Source organism: Bifidobacterium sp. LH_416 (genome assembly GCF_056357055.1).
In genome coordinates this window covers 309530-329774 of the sequence record NZ_JBKEVJ010000002.1, presented here as the reverse complement: position 1 = coordinate 329774, position 20245 = coordinate 309530, and the positions used below count along the sequence as shown (strand labels likewise).

Genomic DNA, 20245 nt, shown 5'->3' with positions numbered 1-20245 from the left:
AACAGATTTCGTCGGATTCCCTACAGTCAGTGTTAGAAAACCGACAGTCAGTGTTCGAATTCCTGCAGTTGATGTTGGAAATCCGACAGTCAATGTCGCAGCGCCGCAACTGGATTGATGGTAAGCAAGGTTGAGGGGTGAGTCTTGAATAGGAAAGTATGACTGTCGAAACGCCGGATATGGATGAGCTGCTGCGCCTGATTCCCACCGTGACTTATGGGGATGATAAAACTGGACGGCTTGGGGGAGCATTGCATCTCTCCGCCGTGCTGCCGGCGCTTTCCAGCGCCATTGGGCGCCCAACTGCCACGCCAGTGCACGCCGATCCCAAGGCATGCCAGCAGGCGCTTGGTTTTCCGGACGTGACCTCCGCCATCGTGGTGCTTGTGGACGGGCTTGGTTATTGGAATCTGTCGATGAGACTCGGCCATGCGCCTTACCTGCGTTCATTGATGAACGAGACCACGAATCAACGGCCTATTGCCACGTGCGCGCCCAGCACCACCGTGGCTGCCATGGCGGCATTCGGCACCGGCACATGCCCAGGATTGACCGGCATGGCCGGATACACACAGTTGGAGCCGAAACACCACACGCTGATTCAACTTATTCAATTTAAAGATGCGTTGGCGCCTAAACCCGCCAACCCGCATATTCCAGTGCCGCCGATGATCGATCCACTCGACTTGCAGCGCGAACAGACCATGTTCGAACGGCTCAGTGCACAGAAAGTGCGCGTCACCAGCTCAGGCCTGCCCAAGTTCAAAGGATCGCCGCTTACCGAAGCGGCATTGCGAGGAACCGATTATCAAGACAATGTGACTCCGCGCGACCGTGTGCTGGCAGCCGCGCGCGCCGCCAGAGAGCCGGGACTGACCTATCTGTACATTCGTGATGCGGATAAAGTAGGCCATAATTACGGCTGGGATTCCGAACATTGGGTCGCCGCATTCGAACACATCGATGCACAGCTTGCCTTACTGCACCGTAGCGCTCCCAAAGGCACATTGATTGTGATTGTTGCCGATCATGGCATGGTACAAACCGATATGACACAGCGCATTGATATCGCCGATGAGCCACAGCTCATGCAAGGCGTGGAATTTGTGGGGGGAGAGCCGCGCTCGCTGATGCTGTATGCCCATGCTGGTGAAAATCCAGATGATATCGCCGCACGTTGGCGTAATCGACTCGGGGGAACGGCTTTGGTGCGCACTAAAGCACAAGCGTTGGAAGATGGACTGTTCGGGCCAATGGACGAACGCGTCAAACCCATGATTGGTGATGTGATTGTGCAGGCCGCAGGCGCTTCGACATTCGTTGATTCACGCACGCAAAACGATAAAGCTACACATCTGCCCAGTGTCCATGGTTCGCAAACTCAGCTGGAGATGGAAATACCCTGCCTGATTGATGTGGCATAACAATGTGGCATAACACAATGATGCTGGCTTCCAAAAATCTTCGGAAGCCAGCATCATTCATCTATGTTGTGTAGAGCCTCGGCTATCGGTCAGTCGCCGAAGAGAATCTCATCCCAACTTGGCACAGCTGAACGGCCAGAGCGACGCTTGGCGGGCTTGCTGGCATGCGTCGCAGCGGAATCGGCATCCTTGGCTGTAGTTGCATTGCCATCAGCAGCACTTGCTGCCGGTTCAACGTTGCTATCTGCCGTAGTAGAGCCAGTATTGCCATCGGCTGAAGAATCAGCTGCTCCTGCCGCAACAGTGGCGGAAGCACTCGTTGCAGTCGCAGCAGCAGTGGTTACTGCGGAGTCTGATTGAGCGGGAACAGCAGGCGTTGCAGCACCCGGGATTTTGACCGGCGGCATCGAACCGGAAGCGGAAACATCAACCGATCCGGTACTGGTACCTGCAACCGCAGCCTGAGGCACGGCGGCTGGAATCGAAGGCTTAGGAGCCGCCCATGCGCTGACCGCACGTTCAATACGGGCGGAGCGAACGGAATCGCCCGGCAACTCAGGAGTCGGCAGTACTTTAGCCGCGGATTTGGAATCATCGGCGGAACTGCGCTCTCCGAGCAGCTTTCGTGCGGCATTGTTCAGACAGACCACAGAATTGTCGTGCATATTCCAGGTCCATTCGGCGTGAATCTCACGGCCTGCGGAAGTGAAAATCGCCACAATGCGCCACGGTTCAAGACCTCGACGAGTGGACTTCCAGGTTACAGATTCCATACCAATTGACGCGGATGCCAACGTACGCTCCACAAGATCGTTGATGGTGCGCACACGACTGTCTTTCGGAGCTGGCACGGTGAGGAACTGCTCGATAGCGTACTGTTTTTCGGTTTCCACAGCAGCGGAGAAACGGCGAACCAGCGTTTCGCTCAATCCATAACGTTGTGCTACACGAGACGGGTCAGCACCGGCGCGAATCAATGATTGAATCTGCGAAATCGGCAATGTGACCTGTTCATGAGGCTGGACAGACTTCTGCTTTTCGCTTTTGACCTGCTTGGCTTCGAGAATCGCACGCTCGAGCGTGTCGTCTAGGCTGATGGCCACATAGCGGTCACCTACAGAGAACACAAGATCCCCTGTATCGCTGACACGCTCAAAATGGGCCTTTTCAAGCCGATTCTCAGGCATATGCACACCACTTTCCTTGGCAAGGACATTGCTATATTCCAGTATGCCCCACGTGTCGAACTTTACATGTATTTCAAATCGTGTACCCTATGGCCGAGTACAGCGCGGTAATACGCGCGGTAAGTAGATGTAAGACGAAAGGACCATGATGGCTCAGGATTATGATTCCCCACGCAACAAGGACGAGGACGAGGAATCGCTGCAGGCTTTGGGAAAGTCCGCGCAGAACTCCTCGAGCGATATCGATGATGACGAGAACGCCATCGCCGAAGACTACGAGCTGCCGGGCGCTGACCTGAGCAACGAAGACTCTTCGGTGACCGTCATCCCGATGCAGGGCGACGAGTTTATCTGCTCCCAGTGCTTCCTGGTTAAGCACCGCAGCCAGCTCGCCTACATGGATGAGGATGGTCAGCCAGTATGCGAGGAGTGCGCCGCCTGATGGGGTTTGACGCATCCTATAACGAACCTGAAAACACCGAGGTACTGGTCAAGTCGCTCGACCCCGAGCATCCAGCAAACCTGCATTACGCGCATGCGGGAGATGCAGGAGCAGATCTCATCACGACGGTTGACGTGACACTCAAGCCGTTCGAACGCGCTCTGGTGCCAACTGGCGTGGCTATTGCTTTGCCCGCTGGATATGTGGCATTGGTGCATCCTCGCTCCGGTCTTGCTGCCAAGCAAGGTGTCACTGTGCTGAATGCTCCAGGAACTGTGGACGCTGGTTACCGCGGTGAGATCAAGGTGCCGCTGATCAACCTTGACCCAGAGCACACAGCCGTGTTCCATCCGGGTGATCGCATTGCCCAGCTGGTGATTCAACGCTATGTGGAGGCAAAGTTCATCCCTGCTGAGACACTGCCCGGCTCTGATCGAGCTGAACGTGGCTTCGGCTCGACAGGCGTGGCCTCGAACTGATTGAAGAGAGAAAGGCCGCGCCGTGAGCCCAAGACACGGCGCGGCCTCATGCGTGGCTACAATATAAGTCACATTGGGAGGTGGTTTGCATGTCGGAAAACGATAGCGAACAGTATGCTGCCCGCAAATTGGGCTGCGAGATCAGTGCTGATCCGTTAAACCCGCTTGAGCCTATCAAGCAGGTGTGCAAAGCCCATCACCCCGGTGAGGACCTCTCCATTCTCGATCGCGCCTATCAGCGTGCCGTTATTCAGCATTCCACTCAGCGCCGCAAGTCAGGCGAGCCATACATTATTCACCCGTTGGCCGTATCCCAGATTCTGGCTGATCTCGGCATGGGCCCGGTAGTGGTGGCGGCCGGTCTGCTGCACGATACGGTGGAGGATACTGATTACACCTTGGATCAGTGCCGTGCTGAATTCGGCGATACGGTGGCCGGTCTGGTGGATGGTGTCACCAAGCTGAGCCAACTTGAAGTTGGCGATTCCGCTCAGGCCGAAACCATCCGTAAGCTCGTAGTGGCCATGAGCCGCGACGTGCGTACCTTGGTGGTCAAGCTTGCCGATCGTGTGCATAACGCTCGTACATGGCGCTATGTGAAAACCTCTTCAGCACAGAAGAAAGCGCGGGAAACCCTTGACGTGTATGCGCCGCTCGCTAACCGTCTCGGTATGAACGCCATTAAAACGGAGCTCGAAGAGCTGAGCTTCAAGGTGCTGTATCCGAAGATTTACAACGAAATTGTGGTGTTGGTGGCACGTCGTGCAGGTCAGCGTGATGTGTATCTGAAGCAGATTCTTGCTGAAATCAACGAGGATCTTTCCGAACAGCACATTAAAGCGTATGTGACTGGTCGCCCGAAGGATTACTTCTCCATCTATCAGAAGATGATTGTTCGCGGCCATGATTTCGCCAACATCTACGATTTGGTAGGTGTGCGCATCATCGTCGATACCATTCAGGACTGCTATGCGGCGCTTGGTGCCGTGCATGCGCGGTGGAACCCGGTTCCTGGCCGGTTCAAGGATTACATCGCCATGCCGAAGCTCAACATGTATCAGTCGCTGCACACCACTGTGGTGGGTCCTGGCGGCAAGCCTGTTGAAATTCAGATTCGTACCTGGGATATGCACCGTAGGGCCGAATTCGGTATTGCCGCTCACTGGAAGTACAAGGAGAACGGCCAGGCTGGCCGTGCGTTGAGCTCTCCGGATAAGTCCGATCGCAAGCGCGGTGAGAACGAGCAGGAACTTTCCGAGGCTGATAACCTCAAGTGGATTCAGCAGCTTGCTGATTGGACATCTGAAACCCCGGATTCCAACGAGTTCTTGGGCTCCCTCAAGGAAGACCTTGGTTCCGCGGAAGTCTATGTGTTCACACCAAAAGGCAAGATTGTGTCCTTGCCTGCCAAGGCCACCCCGGTTGACTTTGCATACGCGGTGCACACTGAAGTGGGCCACCGTACTATGGGCGCACGCGTCAACGGACGCTTGGTACCGCTCGATACCACGCTGGACAACGGTGACACTGTGGAAATCCTGACTTCCAAGTCAGATACCGCAGGCCCTTCCCGCGACTGGCTGAGCTTTGTCAAGAGCCCGAAGGCCCGCAATAAGATTCGTCAATGGTTCTCTAAGGAACGCCGTACCGAAGCCATTGAGGAAGGCCGTGACGAGCTGACCCGAGCCATGCGTAAGCGCAATTTGCCGGTCAATGCGTTGCTTACTCCTGAGGCATTGGTTGGTGTTGCCGTTGACTTGAACTTCCCGAACGCGGACGCTGTGTTCGCTGCCATTGGCGATGGTCAGATCTCCACGCAAAATGTCATTTCGCATTTGGTGAAGGACGCCGGCGCGGACGAAGTGGACGAAGAGGTGGAGCAAGAGGTTCTGCCTTTGAAGCCTGTGGAGCGCAAGACCTCATCCAGCTCCACTGGCGTGTCCGTCAAGGGCGTGGGAGACGTGTGGATTAAACTCGCACGCTGCTGCATGCCGGTGCCGGGCGATCAGATTGTCGGCTTCATCACCCGTAATCAGGGTGTGTCCGTGCATCGTACTGACTGCCAGAACATGATTGATTTGAAGAACAAGCAGCCTGAACGTGTGGTCGAAGTCGAATGGACCAGCACCAAGGGCTTGTTCATGGTCAAGATTCAAGTCGAGGCCTTGGATCGACGCAATCTGCTGTCTGATGTGACGCGCGTGCTTTCCGATCACGGAGTGAACATTATCTCCGGCACAATTGCCACCGGTTCTGATCGTGTGGCTACCAGCCAGTTCAGTTTTGAAATGGCTGATCCTCAGCATCTCAACACTTTGCTTGCCGCAGTTCGTAAGATCGATGGCGTATTCGATGTCTACCGTTTAACTGGTGCCAAGGAATCTGCAGAGCCTCGCTTGCGCAAGATGAAGTAATACAAGAAAAGTCCCTGATTGTTTTCCAATCAGGGACTTTTCTTATGTCTTATATGTAGTGCTGCAGTGGAGTATTACTCAGCCACGTCCACGGACAGGATTACGGCCGGCTCAAGCGGACGATCCATCGGATCGGTATCCAAGGCTTCCAGCTTGTCTACAACCTTCTTGGAATCTTCGTCAGCAACCTCACCGAAGATGGTGTGGTGGCCATCCAGCCATGGGGTCGGCACAGTGGTGATGAAGAACTGGGAGCCGTTGGTGCCATGAATCTGGCCGTCACGGCCGCGGCGCAGACCGGCATTTGCCATGGCCAGCAGATACGGCTTATCGAACTTCAAGCTCGGGTCGATTTCATCATCAAAATCATAGCCAGGGCCACCAGTGCCAGTGCCGAGCGGGCAGCCGCCCTGAATCATGAAGTCTTTGATGATGCGGTGGAAAGTCAGGCCGTTGTAGAACTTGCCGTGAGACGGCTGACCGGTGTACGGGTCAGCCCACTCCTTCTCGCCGGTGGCGAGACCAAGGAAGTTGGCTACGGTGTTCGGAGCCTTGTCGTCGAACAGGTTGATGGTGATCGGACCTTCAGAGGTGCGCATGATGATAGTAGTCATAGGTTCTAATGGTACATTGCCCCACGTCATTACGTGAAGCAATGGCGTGGGGCAATGCGTTGCAGATCTTCAATAACCAGCAGCGGCTAGCCGATTGTGCTGAATCCTGTGCCTTCGGCGCTACCAGTATTTGAACCGGTGCTTCCCGATGAGCTGGAAGAACCAGAAGAGGAACCGGACGACGAGCTGGAGCCTGAGGAAGATCCGGAAGAAGAGTCTGATGATCCGGAAGAATCAGACGTGTTGCCAGACGAGCTGGAACTATCGCTCGTGCCTGAATTATTAGAGTTGCTCGAATTGCTGGAGCTGCTGGAATCAGTACCGGAGGAGCTGGAAGAGCCAGAGCTGGAAGTGGTGCCAGAACTATTGGTGGAATCAGAGGTGTTTCCACTGGTATCGGTTGAGGTATCGCTGTTGGAATTGCTGGTGCTGGAATCGCTGTCACTCTCGCCATATTGCGGAGTCGTAGGCGCGCCCTGCTGCGGTTGCACTGACGAATCAGAATCAGTGGAACTATCAGAATCAGTCGTGGTCTTAGTGGGGGAGACCAGGTCAGAGACCACGGTATCCGTGCCATGACCCTGCGTTACCAACATGACAATGCCTGCAGTTACGGCAACTGTTAGCAAGCCAGACACCAGTGTGACGATAACGGCTACACGCTTTGGATCGCGGCGATGCTTGCGCAGCTCACTGATGGAATACGTGTGCCCATCGGCAGGGCGAGAAATGATTTCGCGCGGCTTACGGGCTGACTGAGCCTCGCCAGCCTCAGCTGCTGCCACAGCGCGATTATCAGTCGCTTCAGCATCAGATTCATCAGTAGTGCTGAATTTCTCAGCATCATCGGCGCTTTCCATGTTTTCTTCGCTGGACGCTGCGTTCTCGTTATCGGATTCGCTGTCCTCATGTGATTGATCGTCAGCGCCGGATTCATCCTCAGGCTTGTTCTCGGCGTTATCCGAGCCGACGATGGTTTGCTGAAACTTCTCGCTAGAGGCTTTGATGATGTTCTGGTAGATGTTCGTTGCCACTACAGAAACGATGTAACTGGCCGCAGCGCCGATAACCGAGCCGGCAACACCGATTTTCGCGGCTAGCAGGAACGATGTGACGGCAGCGAGAGTACCTGCCACGATCGAGGAAAAGGAAAGACCTTGGAAAAACTTCTTCACAATCTACGACCGTAGGCGATTGTGCTGAAGTCTTCCTGAAGGCTCGATGAAAGCCGCAAAATGCTTACATGAACCCTTCAAAATCTTCACATGCTGAGATGCGCCGTGAAATATCTATTCAGCCCAAGTGAAGTGGTCATTTCCAGCACCAAGCTCGAAATGCAACTTGGCAATACCAAGACAAATATGCGCCTGGACACCATCCAATGCCTGTGCCTGCACTGTATGACCATCTTCCAACAGCGTGAATTGCACCGGCTGCTTACCAAGAGCACTAGGAGCAAGCATTACAGATTCAATACCGGCATGGAACCAATCAGGGGCGTCAGCATAGGTGCCGTTGGCTACCAAACCCAAGTCTTCAGCCGGCTTACTGCGATGAGCCCTACCTGGACGAGCTCCATGGCCCAGCACGATGGCGGCCGGCATACGCTGGCCTTCTTCAAGAGTCCATTGACCGTCATGTTCGTCGGTTTCATGCAATACCACCCACGAGGTATCCAATCCGAGCGCTACGGCATTCAGTGCGAGCAGCTCACCTGCATAACCGACTGTTTCATCCAACTGCTCAGGTTGGCTGTTCTCGGATCCGATAAGAGCGATGAGATTGTGCACGCCGGAGAAACGACCGTAATGGGTGGGGCAGCCGCCGAATGCATCATCCACGCCATGAATCAACTGCATATTTAACCTGTGAGCGGTATTGAGTTCGGCAATGGACTTCGTCAGCGCATCGATCTGCTCGTCGGTCAACGCTTCGTCGGTGAAATTGCGGACAGCGTGACGGGCCTCCATAGCCTCAAGCAGATTCATGATGCTCCTTTCGATATACGCCATCTGGCGCCTGACAAACATTCTTATAGTAGTGGATTGACCATAACATCGCGGCCAAGGGCCAAGCGCGATACGACAAGTTGACTCATCAATCAGTTCATCAGTTACGATGCAGCGAATGCTTCGTAGGTCTGATGACGGACATCAAAACCGCTGCGAAAATCAATGCGAAGCCAACCAAGGAGCTCCACATGATGCGCTCGCCCCAGAACAAAGCGGAGAAGGAGACCGCAAACAGACTTTCCGTGCACATAATGATTGAGGCCTGCGAGGCGGGCACGTGGGCAAGACCGATGTTCTGCATAATCTGCGCGCTCATGGTGGCGCCAAGGAACAGGTACAGTACGCTGGCCACCACCGACGGGGCGAGCCAGCCGGCATCGGGTGCGGGCTCGGTAACGATTGCGCCGATCAGGAATAATACGCCGGCAATACCGAATTGCACGAAGGTGACTGCGATGGGATCAAAACGTTTGGTATATACGCCGAGGAAAGTGAGGTTGAACGAGAAGATAATCGCCGTGGTGATGGTCAACCAGTCGCCGACGCTGAGGGAAAGCGAACCACCTGGTTTTAAGGAAACAAAGCCGACGCCAATCAGACAAATAATGCCGGCGATAAGATTGATGACTCGCGGCCTGCTCTTGGACACCAGCCAGGTGACGAACGGCGTCAGCACGCAGTATGCAGCGGTCAGGAACGCGCTGCGCCCAGGATCGATGGTTTGCAATCCTATGGTCTGCGTGACCATAGTGCCCCAGTAGGTTACGCCTACCACAAGGGCCGGTACGATAATCTTCGGCGTCAGGTTAGGAATAATGTGCTTATGGAATAACCCCAGCATGCAGATGCAGGCGCCGAACATGCGCAAACCCATCAGCCACTGTGGAGGAATGGCTTCCATGGCGAACTTGGCCAGCAAGTAGCTGCCACCCCATAACGCCGCACATGTGAGCAGCATAAGACGTGCCAAATTCGGGGGGAATGAACGAGACCAGCGGCTACGTAGCTTGCTGAAACGCTCGACCACACTCATGATGCACCCCTACTGCTGATTGTGTCTCTCCGGCACATAGGTTACGGGTATGGCCGGCCAAAATATGGCGGATATGCGTGGCGAGTGTCCGCTGCCATCAGGATTGATGCGATGGCGGTTCGCAGCAGACGTTGAAAATGAAATGATCTGTTGACGAAGCCGACTGAAACGCAACATGCGGCATAAGGTGAGGATACTCACAGCGAACATCCGGGCGAGTGGCGCGCGAATTCGCTAATCTTATACACGGTATTATTTTTCGCTCAGAAAGGACTTGCCATGGCAGTCATTACCCCGGAAATCAAGGAATTCGTGGCCAACAACCTCGGTTGGGTTTCCACCATCTCTAAGGACGGCGAACTGGATCTTGGCCCGAAGATGTCCCTGTTCGTGCTGGATGACACGCACATCGCTTACCATGAGCGCACCGCAGGCCAGACCTACGAGAACCTGAAGAACGGCTCTCCGCTGGTTATCGCCTTCGCCAACCTGGAGAAGAAGCAGGGCTACCGCTTCCGTGGCACCGTTACCCTGCATTCCGATGACGATATCTACGAGGCTCAGGTCAAGGTTGCTGAAGAGAAGGGCACCAAGAAGCCGGCTGTGATTCCGGTGCTCGAAGTCACCGAGATTCAGAACCTGGCTTCCGGCCCGACCGCTGGCAAGACCATCGTCAAGGACTGATTGTTCTTCGATCACAATCTCATTCTTATAGTGTGAAGCCGCTTGCTCCTTATCGAGCAAGCGGCTTCACACTTATACAATCCATGCTGTGCGGCTACTGTTTCACTGTGGAAATAATAATGTGGCGCCCGGCTTCATCAGTGGTAGCGAACAGGTAGGTTTCACCGCCATCCTTCAACTTGAGCTTCTTGCGCAACGTGGCAACCGACATGGGGAAGTTGCGCACTGCGATATTTGCATGAGTAAGCCCTGAAAGCGCGCGTTTCAGATCTTTTTTGTTCATGGTGGCCACGGATGTGATGGCAAAAGAACGTCCAGGAAAATCATCAACAGGTTGTTCACTGATGAACAGATGACTATTGGCTCCTATCGGCTGTACAGCAAACCGATGCTCAAGCACGCTAAAACATCCGGCCTTCATAATGGAAGCATTCGGCTCATACAGATAATGCGCCTCATCAGCAACAAGAGCTCCGGTTTGTATGAACCGAACAGAATCATCGTCAAATATTGCCGCGCCATTATCGATTGACACACGGTAAGCCAATACTTGCCCATCATTCACGCACACCACGCGAGGCGTATCACACCGCTCGCGACTTAGCACCAGTAGCAGTTCCTTGCATTCATTGCCAGTCGAGACAATATGTACCTCATGCACCGAGCCAGCAAAATCAGCCACCGTCTTATGCCAATCAAGCATGGGGGAGAGCTTAATCATCACCAAAGGCGCTACGGTGAGTAGCTGTGATTTCAATGCCAGCGCATCCGGAGTGCAGTCGGCAATCGCATACGTGCGTGAGCCATGATCATCACGGCGGGCAGGGTCGAGGAAAATCATTGAAGCAGACTTAATCTGATTGATGACGGCAGTAGAGTCATCATTGATGATTTCAGCGTGATCGAGACCCAGCAGCGGGAAATTATGTTGCGCGATATCGCACAGGTTCGTCTGCCGCTCCACATACGTCGCCTTGCCGAACACGCGCGCCATATAGGAAAAATCGACACCGAAACCACCAGTCAAATCAACCAGAGAGGTTACCGAATAATCAGCTGCGTGAGCGGTGTGCGGCAGTGAGTCCAATAGGCGAGTTGCCAGTCGTGCCTTATATTGCGCGGTGAACTGGGAGGAACATTGCTCCATCGGCACCTGTGGAGGGAAAATCAAACCCTGATGCGCCGCCCAATCGGGAAGCTTTGCGGTGGCGCGCTGCCAGCCTGAAATCTGCTCCAAAGCGAAGGGAATATCCACTTCAGGGCTACGCTTGGCATGCAATGCCAGTTCGCGTACATCATCATGGCGATGCTCGGCAATAAAGGCCCATGTTTGTTCAGTAATCTCCACGTACGTCATTGTAAAGGAACCGTGGTTGGTTATGCCGCAGATGCAGAACAGTCTCCATGGCTCATGGTGAGATAGAGAGAAGTCAAGGAGGATTCATGATTGACGAAGTGGTGATGCTGCGGCACGGGCGGACGCAATACAATCTTGCACATCGATTGCAAGGGCAGATTGATGTGCCGTTGGATCTCGTAGGCCAATGGCAAGCGGACCAGAGCGGATATGCGCTCGCCAGCCGATTCTATTGGGCAAAAGTCAGCCAGTATGCCGCTCATCCCGAACTGATTGCGCAACCTCCGGCAGACGCTGCTGAACGGACTGACATCAGTCAATACCGTGAAGCTCCGGCGGCAGCACGCCGTATGATCGTCATTTCCTCTGATTTATTCCGCGCCCAGCAGACCGCACACGCATTCGCTGATCTGATGGGCCTTGACGTTATCTGCGATGTGCGATTGCGCGAACGCAGCTTCGGCCAATGGGAGGGTTTGACCCGCGAAGAAATCAAAGCGATTGATGCCGAAGCATACGCCTCATGGAAACGACATACAGGCGGAGAAACCAAATATGGTGTCGAAAGCCGAGCTCAAGTAGGCGAACGCGGCGCGAATGCCGTGCGCGAGCTCATCATGGACCCTGCATACGCCGATGACATGCCGACCACAATGATGCTGGTCGGTCACGGCTCATGGATTACCGCCACGATTGCCAATCTTCTGGGCTTGGATCCGGATGGCATGAATGCGCTCGGCGGTATGCGCAACGCTTGCTGGTGCCGGCTCAAAGTGCGTCACACCATTAACGGGCAGCCATCCGAACAGCCATTATTTGAACTCGAGGAATATAACAAGGCGCCTGCCATCGCAGACACTGCGGATTGGGAAAACGGTCCAGCTGATTTGCGCGGCCCGAACATGCCTGATTGGCAGCCAATCGTATGGTAGACGCGCCGTCCGCGCAAGGCCTCCTCACAAATTCGCGCGGTAGGTCTAGACTAATCTCGGTTTTAAACCGTACAGCGATAGAACATAGGAAAGCGCGGAAGGCGGGTGAGACGGCATGCTGAGAATCTTCAGCTCAATCAACAACCAAGTGGAGCAGATCGAGAAACCGGAAAACGGTTCCTGGTTATGTTTAAGCGAACCTACGGATGTTGAACTCGCCACCGTCGCCTCACAAACCGGCATTGATTTGGCTGATTTGCGCGCCCCTCTGGATGACGAAGAACGTTCCCGTGTAGACGTTGAAGACGATTACACGATGATCATCGTCGACATTCCTACCGTGGAAGAACGTGGCGGACGCGATTGGTATGAGACCATCCCGTTGTCGATTATCGTCACCGAAAACCTCATCATCACCGTTTGCATGCAAGACACCCCAGTGCTGCACCCATTCATGGAAGGCACGATTCGCGGGTTCAACACCTACATGCGCTCGCGATTCATTCTGCAGATTCTGTACCGCAACGCCACTATGTATTTGCGATACCTGCGTATCATCGACCGCGAAAGCGACAAGCTGGAATTGAAGCTGCGCCACTCCATGCAGAACCGTGAAATCGTGATGCTGATGGAGCTTTCCAAGACTTTGGTGTATTTCACCACATCGCTGAAATCAAACGAAATCGTGATGGAAAAGCTCACCACCTTGCAGCGCATCAAGCAATACCCGGATGATGAGGATCTGCTGGATGACGTCATCACCGAGAACAAGCAGGCAATCGAGATGGCTAACATCTACAGCGGCGTTCTTGCGAACATGACCGATGCATTCGCATCGATCGTGTCCAATAACCTGAACAACGTGATGCGCATCTTCACCATCATCTCCATTACGCTGTCTATCCCGACCCTGATCTTCTCCATGTATGGCATGAACTTCCAGGAAGGCATGCTGGGTATGCCGTTGAGCGACAAGCCATGGGGATTCGCGGCGATTATCCTTATCTCCATTGCTCTCTCCGCAGTGGTCACTTGGTTCCTTACCCGCTCGCGTATGTTTAAGTAAACCGATGCGAATCAAGCGCACTGTTGCATCAATAGCGGCCATGATGATGCTCGCCATGCCGCTCGGCGGTTGCGGGCAGATTCAGGTCACCACGGTATCCGGCTCTCCGGAAGGGCCGACCATCGCCATCGGCATGGCCGCAGACGAACCTGCAGTTGGCATGTGGCATGACGGTACGTACGAGGGATTTGATGTAACGATTGCCAAATATGTGGCGGCACGCCTCGGTTATGCGAATAAGCAGATTGTTTTTAAACAGGTTCGCCCGGAAACCAGACAATCCATGCTGGATAACGGGCAAGTGGACATGGTGGTAGCCTCCTGGCCCATTACAGACCAGTCCCGCACTTTGGTTGATTTTGCGGGACCTTATTTGACTGCCAATGTTGGGTTGCTGGTTCGCGCCAGCGATCGCACAGATTATGAGAGTGGGCATGGCAAGGTCGGCAATGTGAACCAACGTGACATTTGCGCAGTCCAAGGCGATGAAACGGCCACGATCTTCCATACCAATCATCCCGAAGCCACCATGCAGGAGCGTGACAGTTACGCGCAATGCGTCACTGCATTACAAGCTGGGGCTGCAGACGCCATTGTTGCGGATACGGCGATTCTTGGCGGATTGCGCCAAGCCAATGGACCGCAGTATACGGCAGTACTTACTGACGAGGGAACCATTGAATATGGCATTGCGGTAGGCAAAGGCACTGCCGAGCTCGCTGGCAAAATCGCTGAAGCATTGCAGGACATGATTGACGACGGCAGTTGGGCCGCCGCCCGTGACACACTCAAGCAGCAGAGCAAACTGTCCGTGAAACTCAGTGACACTCCTCGAGCCATCGTCTCGGATGCTGAATAGCGCACAGAAGCGTGTCCAGTTACGCGGCTACCTTGCTGATTTATGAGTGACAACGAGAAGAGCACGCAAACCGCAGAGCCCAGCTTCCGCTACAACGCTGAACTGGCGCAGGATATCGAAAACAAATGGCAGAAGATTTGGGATGAGCGAGGCACCTTCTGGGCAGCCAACGTCAATGGTGATCTGAAGGACGGCAAGGGCCGTAACGCTGAAGGCCGTACAGCCTATTTCGCCATGGACATGTTCCCATACCCGTCCGGCAAGGGCCTGCACGTCGGCCATCCGCTGGGCTACCTGGCCTCCGATGTGGTGAGCCGTTACCACCGTATGAAGGGTGAGAACGTGCTGCACGCCATGGGCTATGATGCTTTCGGCCTGCCTGCTGAGCAGTACGCTGTGCAGACCGGTCAGCATCCGCGCGTGACCACCGAGGCGAACATTGCCAACATGTCTCGCCAGCTGCACCGCATGGGCTTAAGCTTCGACAACCGTCGTACTTTTGCCACCATCGATCCAGGTTACGTGCGCTGGACGCAGTGGATCTTCTCGCGTATCTACGAATCCTGGTATGACGATGACGCCACCAATCCGTCCGGCACCAAGGGTTCTGCACGCCCGATTAGCGAACTTGTAGCCAAGTTTGAATCCGGCGAGAAGGCCATTCCGGGTCACGAGTCCGATGGCAAGTCTTGGGGCGACCTCACCGAGGCTGAGCAGCAGGATATTCTGAACGATTTCCGCCTGGCTTACATCTCCAAGTCTCCGGTCAACTGGTGTCCGGGTCTGGGCACTGTGCTCGCCAACGAGGAGGTCACCGCAGAAGGCAAGTCCGAACGTGGCAACTTCCCGGTGTTCCAGCGTGAGCTGCGCCAGTGGTCCATGCGCATCACCAAGTACGGTCACCGCCTAATCGAAGACCTTGATGGCATCAACTGGCCTGAAAAGGTCAAGCTGATGCAGCGCAACTGGATTGGCGAATCCCACGGCGCATCCGTGCACTTTGAGGTTCCTACCGCCGATGGCGTTAAGGACATGGAAATCTACACCACTCGTCCGGACACCCTGTTCGGCACCACGTTCGCCGTGGTCTCCCCAGAACACGAGCTGCTGCAGTACGTGCCTGACGAGTGGCCAGCCGATGTGCCGGAGGATTGGAAGGGCGGCTACGCTACTCCAGCTGAAGGTATGAAGGCCTACCGTCTGGCTGCAGAATCCAAGACCGCTAAGGATCGTGTGGATGAAGCAGGCGAGAAGACCGGTCTGTTCACCGGCCTGTACGCCATCAACCCGATTACTGGTGCCAAGCTGCCGCTGTTCACCGCTGACTATGTGCTTATGGATTACGGCACCGGCGCCATTATGGCAGTGCCTGGCGGCGACCAGCGCGATTACGATTTCGCTACCAAGTTCGGTCTGCCGGTAATCTACACCGTTGAGCCGTTGCCGGAATCCGGTGATTCGCTCGACAATTACGAGGGCAAGGCTCCGTTCGTCTCCCATGACGGTATCGTCATCAACTCCTCGGTAGAGGCCACCAAGGCTGCCGGCGATGCGCTGTCCCTCAACGGACTGCGCGTTGACGACGCCATCGCCAAGGTGAACGCATGGCTGGAATCCGCAGGCGTGGGCAAGGGCACGGTATCGTACCGTCTGCGCGATTGGCTGTTCTCCCGTCAGCGCTACTGGGGCGAGCCCTTCCCGATTGTTTACGGTGAAGACGGCACTCCGCACCTGCTGCCGGATTCCGCACTGCCCATCAACCTGCCGGATGTGCCGGATTACGAGCCGCGTACCTTCGACCCGATGGACGCCGAATCCAACCCGGAGGCTCCGCTGAGCCGCAACGAGGATTGGGTTAAGGTCCAGCTTGACTTGGGCGACGGTGTCAAGACCTACTACCGTGACACCAACACCATGCCGAACTGGGCAGGTTCCTGCTGGTACTACATGCGCTACATCGACCCGACCGACACCGCTCACATGGTCGAAAAGGACGAGTTCGACTACTGGATGGGCCCGAACCACAACAAGTACTCCGGCGATGAGGGTGGTGTGGACCTGTACATCGGCGGTGTGGAACACGCGGTGCTCCACCTGCTGTACTCCCGCTTCTGGCACAAGATTCTCTTCGATCTGGGCTACGTGGATTCGGCTGAACCATTCCACAAGCTGTTCAACCAGGGCATGATTCAGGCTTACGCCTACACCGACGATCGTGGCCAGTATGTGCCGGCCGACGAGGTTGTGGAAGGCCCGGCCGACGCTTCCGGCGAGCCGACGTTCACCTGGAATGGTGAGCATGCCAACCGTGAATTCGGCAAGATGGGCAAGAGCCTGAAGAACATCGTGACCCCGGACTTCATGTACGAGAACTACGGTGCTGACACCTTCCGCCTGTACGAGATGAGCATGGGCCCGCTGGATGAATCCCGTCCGTGGAACACCCGTAACGTGGTCGGCGGCATGCGCTTCCTGCAGCGTCTGTGGCGTAACGTGATTGACGAGACCACGGGCGAGGCTCACGTGTCCGAAGAGACCCCGGATGAGAAGACGCTGAAGCTGCTGAACAACACGATTGCTGAAGTGACCGCGGAAATGGAAGGCATGCGCCCGAACACCGCCATCGCCAAGCTCATCGTGCTCAACAACCACCTGACCTCGCTGAAGTCTGTGCCGCGCGCTGCGGTTGAGCCGCTGATTCTGATGCTCGCTCCGATTGCTCCGCATATCTGCGAGGAAATGTGGAACAAGCTGGGCCACCCCGAGTCCCTTTCTGCCGAGCCGTGGCCGGTGGCTGATGAACGCTATGTTGGTCATGACACTGTGACCGCTGTGGTGCAGATCAAGGGCAAGGTGCGTGCCAAGCTCGAAGTTCCGGTTGACATCGACCCGGCTGATCTGGAGAAGCAGGCTCTCGCTGCTGTGGCTGATCGTCTTGGCGGCAAGGAGCCGCGCAAGGTGATCGTCAAGGCTCCGAAGATCGTCTCCATCGTTCCAGCCGAGTGACACCACTGCTGGCTCCCCTCACTGAGGGGAGCTGGCTCGCGCAGCGAGACTGAGGGGAGAAGCCCAAACATAAGGTTCCCCTCAATGTGGATAACTTCATAAGCTAGAACCACATACCCCGTTTCAGCTGGACAAATGCCCATGAATCCTTCAGCGTGGATTCATGGGCATTTTTCGTACTACAAAGCGTTCCTCACACGCATCATCACCGGCAGCTCGGCGATTGCATGGCCTTCCCGAGGATGGCGAAGCCATGCCGAAAATCTCGGCTGAACCAGACTTTGTTCCGCCGCCACCAGGCTCTGACGCCATTTCTCCACCACAAGCGATCACGCATGACAGCCCTGATACCAGCGACGCGAACAACAGCGTACACGCCAATTCATTACGTCCAGCCAAAGCGCACAGTAAAGCCTCACTGGATTCACTGATTGGTGTACGTTCCACGGACGCTGATATTGACCGTCCGCGAGCAGTGAGAGACCAACCTCGGATGATGTTTTCGCCAGGGCATGCCTTAGTAGTGATTCTGCTATTGGTCGCAGTCTTAGGGCTCAGTTTTGCGCTTATTGTGCAGCAATCCATGAATCTCACCGCGGTCGGTCAAGAGTATTCGAGTGTTTCCGATACAGCATCTGGTACTGCTGCAGATTCCAGCAATATCAATGGAACCTCACCGGACACATCGCAAAACAATAGCCAGCAATCCGATACTGAATCCTCTGCACAGGGCGATTCAGATTCCGCTGATCAGACTTCAGTTCCAGACACGCGAGTCAACATCAATACAGCCTCACTGGAGGAGCTGCAATCCATTACCGGCGTTGGACCGGTTACTGCGCAACGCATTCTTGACCATCGAGCAGCAATAGGACGATACACGTCAGTCGATCAATTACTGGATGTTCCTGGTATCGGGGCCAAAACATTGGAAAAAATGCGAGGGCAGGTGAGAATTGAATGACCGCCGATCGTATTGCGCGAGAGCAGGGAAGTCGTGATCATCGGCTGCTCCCAGTCGCCATGAGTATGTGGATGGCCAGTCTATGCGCGCATCAACTGTTTACGGTGTGGAGCCAACGTCAGGAACCTGCGCTGGATAGTGAAGCATCAGATGGCATACCAGTATTGCTGCAATTGTTGATTCATCGATTGCTGCCACTGGTGGTACCTGTATTCGTAACGGGTATCGCACTACTGTTGCTTGCGCTGATCTGCATGATGCGGGCCAAAGTTGTATGGTCGGCAATGCTATCGGTATGCATCGCGGCAGCCAGCATCGCCGCAACGGTCGCAGTGGCGGCAGACACGCTCACCTGGCTTGATCCGGCATTTCAGCATGTCAGAGCCGATGATTCCGCCACCATCATCGTGGAGGGCAGTGCAACGACTCCAGTATTGGTTTCCGACCATCGTGATTATGACTGTCAGGTTGATATGCGGTTGAATGCCGTTATCGTGAACGGTATTTCGCAACGCTCGTTCGCTTCAGTCAGACTGTATGCGGCACGCAGCGAATGTGCCTTATTGCAACGCGGTGCCCAGTACCGAATTATTGGCAGATTATGCAATGCCGAATACGGGCGAATGCCATTATGGTTTCTGGCTGAAACAGCATCGCCATCGAACCCTGAGCCGATAGTACATATGCGAGCTCCACCGTGGCATCGCAGTGTGGTGACGCGAATGCAGCAATCATTCTTTCGTGTCACGGATACATTATCGGATCAGGGGCGTGTTCTGGTTCCCGGTATGACCATGGGTGTACTTGGTCAGGATTATTTCGACGCGTCATCGCAGTCCACGCCTATTGACGATACGTATGCGAGCACTGTTGAGGATTCGTTTCGCAAAGCTGGCATTATGCATCTTATGGCGGTGTCAGGAGGCCATTTTGTGCTGCTTGCCGCGTTGATTCGCCGGATAGGGATGTGGTTGCTGGCAGATAGGCGAGTGATTGCTGTCTTCATGGCAGCCGCATATATGGCATTGAGTGCAATAGTGTTCCCTGGCGATTCTGTGACGCGTGCGCTCATTATGGGGCTGATGGGTGCGTTATGTTACGCATTCGGGCGAAGATCGCAAGCGTTAAGCGCTTTGTGCTGGACTGTGATTGGTGTGCTTGTCCTCAACCCGCAGATGTCGCAGAGCTATGGGTTTGCATTGTCATGTGCTGCGGTGTTGGGAATAGTGCTGTATGCGAATCGTATAGAACGCGTACTATGCCACGTTCTACCGCGGCCAATAGCTCAGGCTATGGCGATGACTGTGGCTGCTCAACTGTTCACTATGCCGATTCAAGTGTTGATGGAACCAGAACTGCCGGTACTGTCGGTGCCAGCTAATCTGCTGGTATCTCCCTTTGTTTCTTTGGCTACGATTACCGGGCTGTTGGCCTTATGCTGTGCATGGTGTGCGCCTGCTCCTGCATATGCTCTGGCGCAAATGTCATCATGGTGCACGCTGGTGATGGAGCGTATCGCGCAATGGCTGGGAGGATCTGATATGGCGACAATGCCGTGGGCTGGAGGCGTGGGTGGCGCGTTGCTGGTACTTGCGGTGGAGGGTGCAATAGCTGCGATACTGATGACTGTTCGCCATTGGTGGAGACATCGCCATATCGAGTCTGGACTACCGGGTGAACGATTCGGCTCGCATGCGGCTCGACGGGTGCGTATATCACTGTGGTGGCAGGAAACCATACATCTTCTTGCGCGACGATAGTGGGCTGACGCT

At 54.9% G+C, this 20245-nt stretch carries 17 protein-coding genes; 11 read left to right on the top strand and 6 right to left on the bottom strand.

The window, feature by feature from the left end; all coding sequences use genetic code 11:
* Positions 1-158: 158 nt before the first annotated feature.
* Complete coding sequence (locus tag AC1AY0_RS05955) at positions 159-1424, top strand: alkaline phosphatase family protein (RefSeq protein WP_476523264.1); 1266 nt, start codon at positions 159-161, stop codon at positions 1422-1424.
* 89 nt (positions 1425-1513) lie between these two features.
* Here the strand turns inward: AC1AY0_RS05955 and sepH are convergent, their stop codons facing one another.
* Entirely contained in the window at positions 1514-2611 is a 1098-nt protein-coding gene (gene sepH / locus AC1AY0_RS05950; RefSeq protein ID WP_476523265.1) for a septation protein SepH, read from the bottom strand.
* Positions 2612-2759: 148 nt separating this feature from the next.
* Here sepH and AC1AY0_RS05945 point away from each other — a divergent pair, with 148 nt between their 5' ends.
* The 3 genes from AC1AY0_RS05945 (at position 2760) to AC1AY0_RS05935 (ending at position 5946) form a co-directional block, all read left to right on the top strand.
* The gene (locus tag AC1AY0_RS05945; protein WP_033890131.1) at positions 2760-3053 is read left to right on the top strand and encodes a DUF4193 domain-containing protein; all 294 of its coding nucleotides are present in this window, start codon (positions 2760-2762) and stop codon (positions 3051-3053) included.
* The gene (gene dut / locus AC1AY0_RS05940; RefSeq protein WP_476523266.1) at positions 3053-3532 is read left to right on the top strand and encodes a dUTP diphosphatase; all 480 of its coding nucleotides are present in this window, start codon (positions 3053-3055) and stop codon (positions 3530-3532) included. Before AC1AY0_RS05945 ends, dut begins: the two co-directional genes overlap by 1 nt.
* 89 nt (positions 3533-3621) lie before the next feature.
* The gene (locus AC1AY0_RS05935) at positions 3622-5946 is read left to right on the top strand and encodes a RelA/SpoT family protein (RefSeq protein ID WP_476523268.1); all 2325 of its coding nucleotides are present in this window, start codon (positions 3622-3624) and stop codon (positions 5944-5946) included.
* A gap of 74 nt (positions 5947-6020) precedes the next feature.
* Here AC1AY0_RS05935 and AC1AY0_RS05930 read toward each other — a convergent pair whose 3' ends face one another.
* The 4 genes from AC1AY0_RS05930 to AC1AY0_RS05915 all read right to left on the bottom strand — a co-directional run bounded on the left by AC1AY0_RS05930 (position 6021) and on the right by AC1AY0_RS05915 (position 9605).
* On the bottom strand, positions 6021-6560 hold the full coding sequence (locus AC1AY0_RS05930) for a peptidylprolyl isomerase (protein WP_476523269.1): 540 nt from the start codon (positions 6558-6560) through the stop codon (positions 6021-6023).
* Positions 6561-6646: 86 nt separating this feature from the next.
* Positions 6647-7735 carry a hypothetical protein gene (locus AC1AY0_RS05925; RefSeq protein WP_476523271.1) on the bottom strand — a complete coding sequence of 363 codons (1089 nt, stop codon included), beginning with the start codon at positions 7733-7735 and terminating at the stop codon, positions 6647-6649.
* Between the two features lie 114 nt (positions 7736-7849).
* Positions 7850-8548 (bottom strand): nitroreductase family protein, encoded by a 699-nt coding sequence (locus AC1AY0_RS05920; RefSeq protein WP_476523272.1) that lies wholly within the window; start codon positions 8546-8548, stop codon positions 7850-7852.
* A gap of 121 nt (positions 8549-8669) precedes the next feature.
* Positions 8670-9605, bottom strand: coding sequence for a DMT family transporter (locus tag AC1AY0_RS05915; RefSeq protein ID WP_476526033.1), 936 nt, complete (start codon positions 9603-9605; stop codon positions 8670-8672).
* A 279-nt stretch (positions 9606-9884) separates the two neighbouring features.
* On the opposite strand from AC1AY0_RS05915, the gene AC1AY0_RS05910 reads away from it, so the two are divergent.
* Entirely contained in the window at positions 9885-10289 is a 405-nt protein-coding gene (locus tag AC1AY0_RS05910) for a pyridoxamine 5'-phosphate oxidase family protein (RefSeq protein ID WP_476523273.1), read from the top strand.
* 94 nt (positions 10290-10383) lie between these two features.
* On the opposite strand, the gene AC1AY0_RS05905 is transcribed toward AC1AY0_RS05910, so the two are convergent.
* A complete protein-coding gene (locus AC1AY0_RS05905; RefSeq protein WP_476526032.1) occupies positions 10384-11637 on the bottom strand; it encodes a THUMP-like domain-containing protein in 1254 nt (417 codons plus the stop codon).
* Between the two features lie 95 nt (positions 11638-11732).
* Between AC1AY0_RS05905 and AC1AY0_RS05900 the strand changes: the two genes are divergently transcribed.
* The 6 genes from AC1AY0_RS05900 to AC1AY0_RS05875 all read left to right on the top strand — a co-directional run bounded on the left by AC1AY0_RS05900 (position 11733) and on the right by AC1AY0_RS05875 (position 20233).
* Entirely contained in the window at positions 11733-12578 is an 846-nt protein-coding gene (locus AC1AY0_RS05900) for a histidine phosphatase family protein (protein WP_476523274.1), read from the top strand.
* A gap of 115 nt (positions 12579-12693) precedes the next feature.
* Positions 12694-13644: a magnesium transporter CorA family protein gene (locus AC1AY0_RS05895; RefSeq protein ID WP_476523275.1), complete on the top strand. Its 951-nt coding sequence runs from the start codon at positions 12694-12696 to the stop codon at positions 13642-13644.
* Positions 13645-13648: 4 nt separating this feature from the next.
* Positions 13649-14503: a transporter substrate-binding domain-containing protein gene (locus AC1AY0_RS05890; RefSeq protein WP_476523277.1), complete on the top strand. Its 855-nt coding sequence runs from the start codon at positions 13649-13651 to the stop codon at positions 14501-14503.
* A gap of 42 nt (positions 14504-14545) precedes the next feature.
* Positions 14546-17509 (top strand): leucine--tRNA ligase, encoded by a 2964-nt coding sequence (leuS, locus tag AC1AY0_RS05885; RefSeq protein ID WP_476523278.1) that lies wholly within the window; start codon positions 14546-14548, stop codon positions 17507-17509.
* A 253-nt stretch (positions 17510-17762) separates the two neighbouring features.
* The gene (locus tag AC1AY0_RS05880) at positions 17763-18473 is read left to right on the top strand and encodes a ComEA family DNA-binding protein (protein ID WP_476523279.1); all 711 of its coding nucleotides are present in this window, start codon (positions 17763-17765) and stop codon (positions 18471-18473) included.
* The gene (locus AC1AY0_RS05875; RefSeq protein ID WP_476523280.1) at positions 18470-20233 is read left to right on the top strand and encodes a ComEC/Rec2 family competence protein; all 1764 of its coding nucleotides are present in this window, start codon (positions 18470-18472) and stop codon (positions 20231-20233) included. Before AC1AY0_RS05880 ends, AC1AY0_RS05875 begins: the two co-directional genes overlap by 4 nt.
* Positions 20234-20245 lie beyond the last annotated feature (12 nt).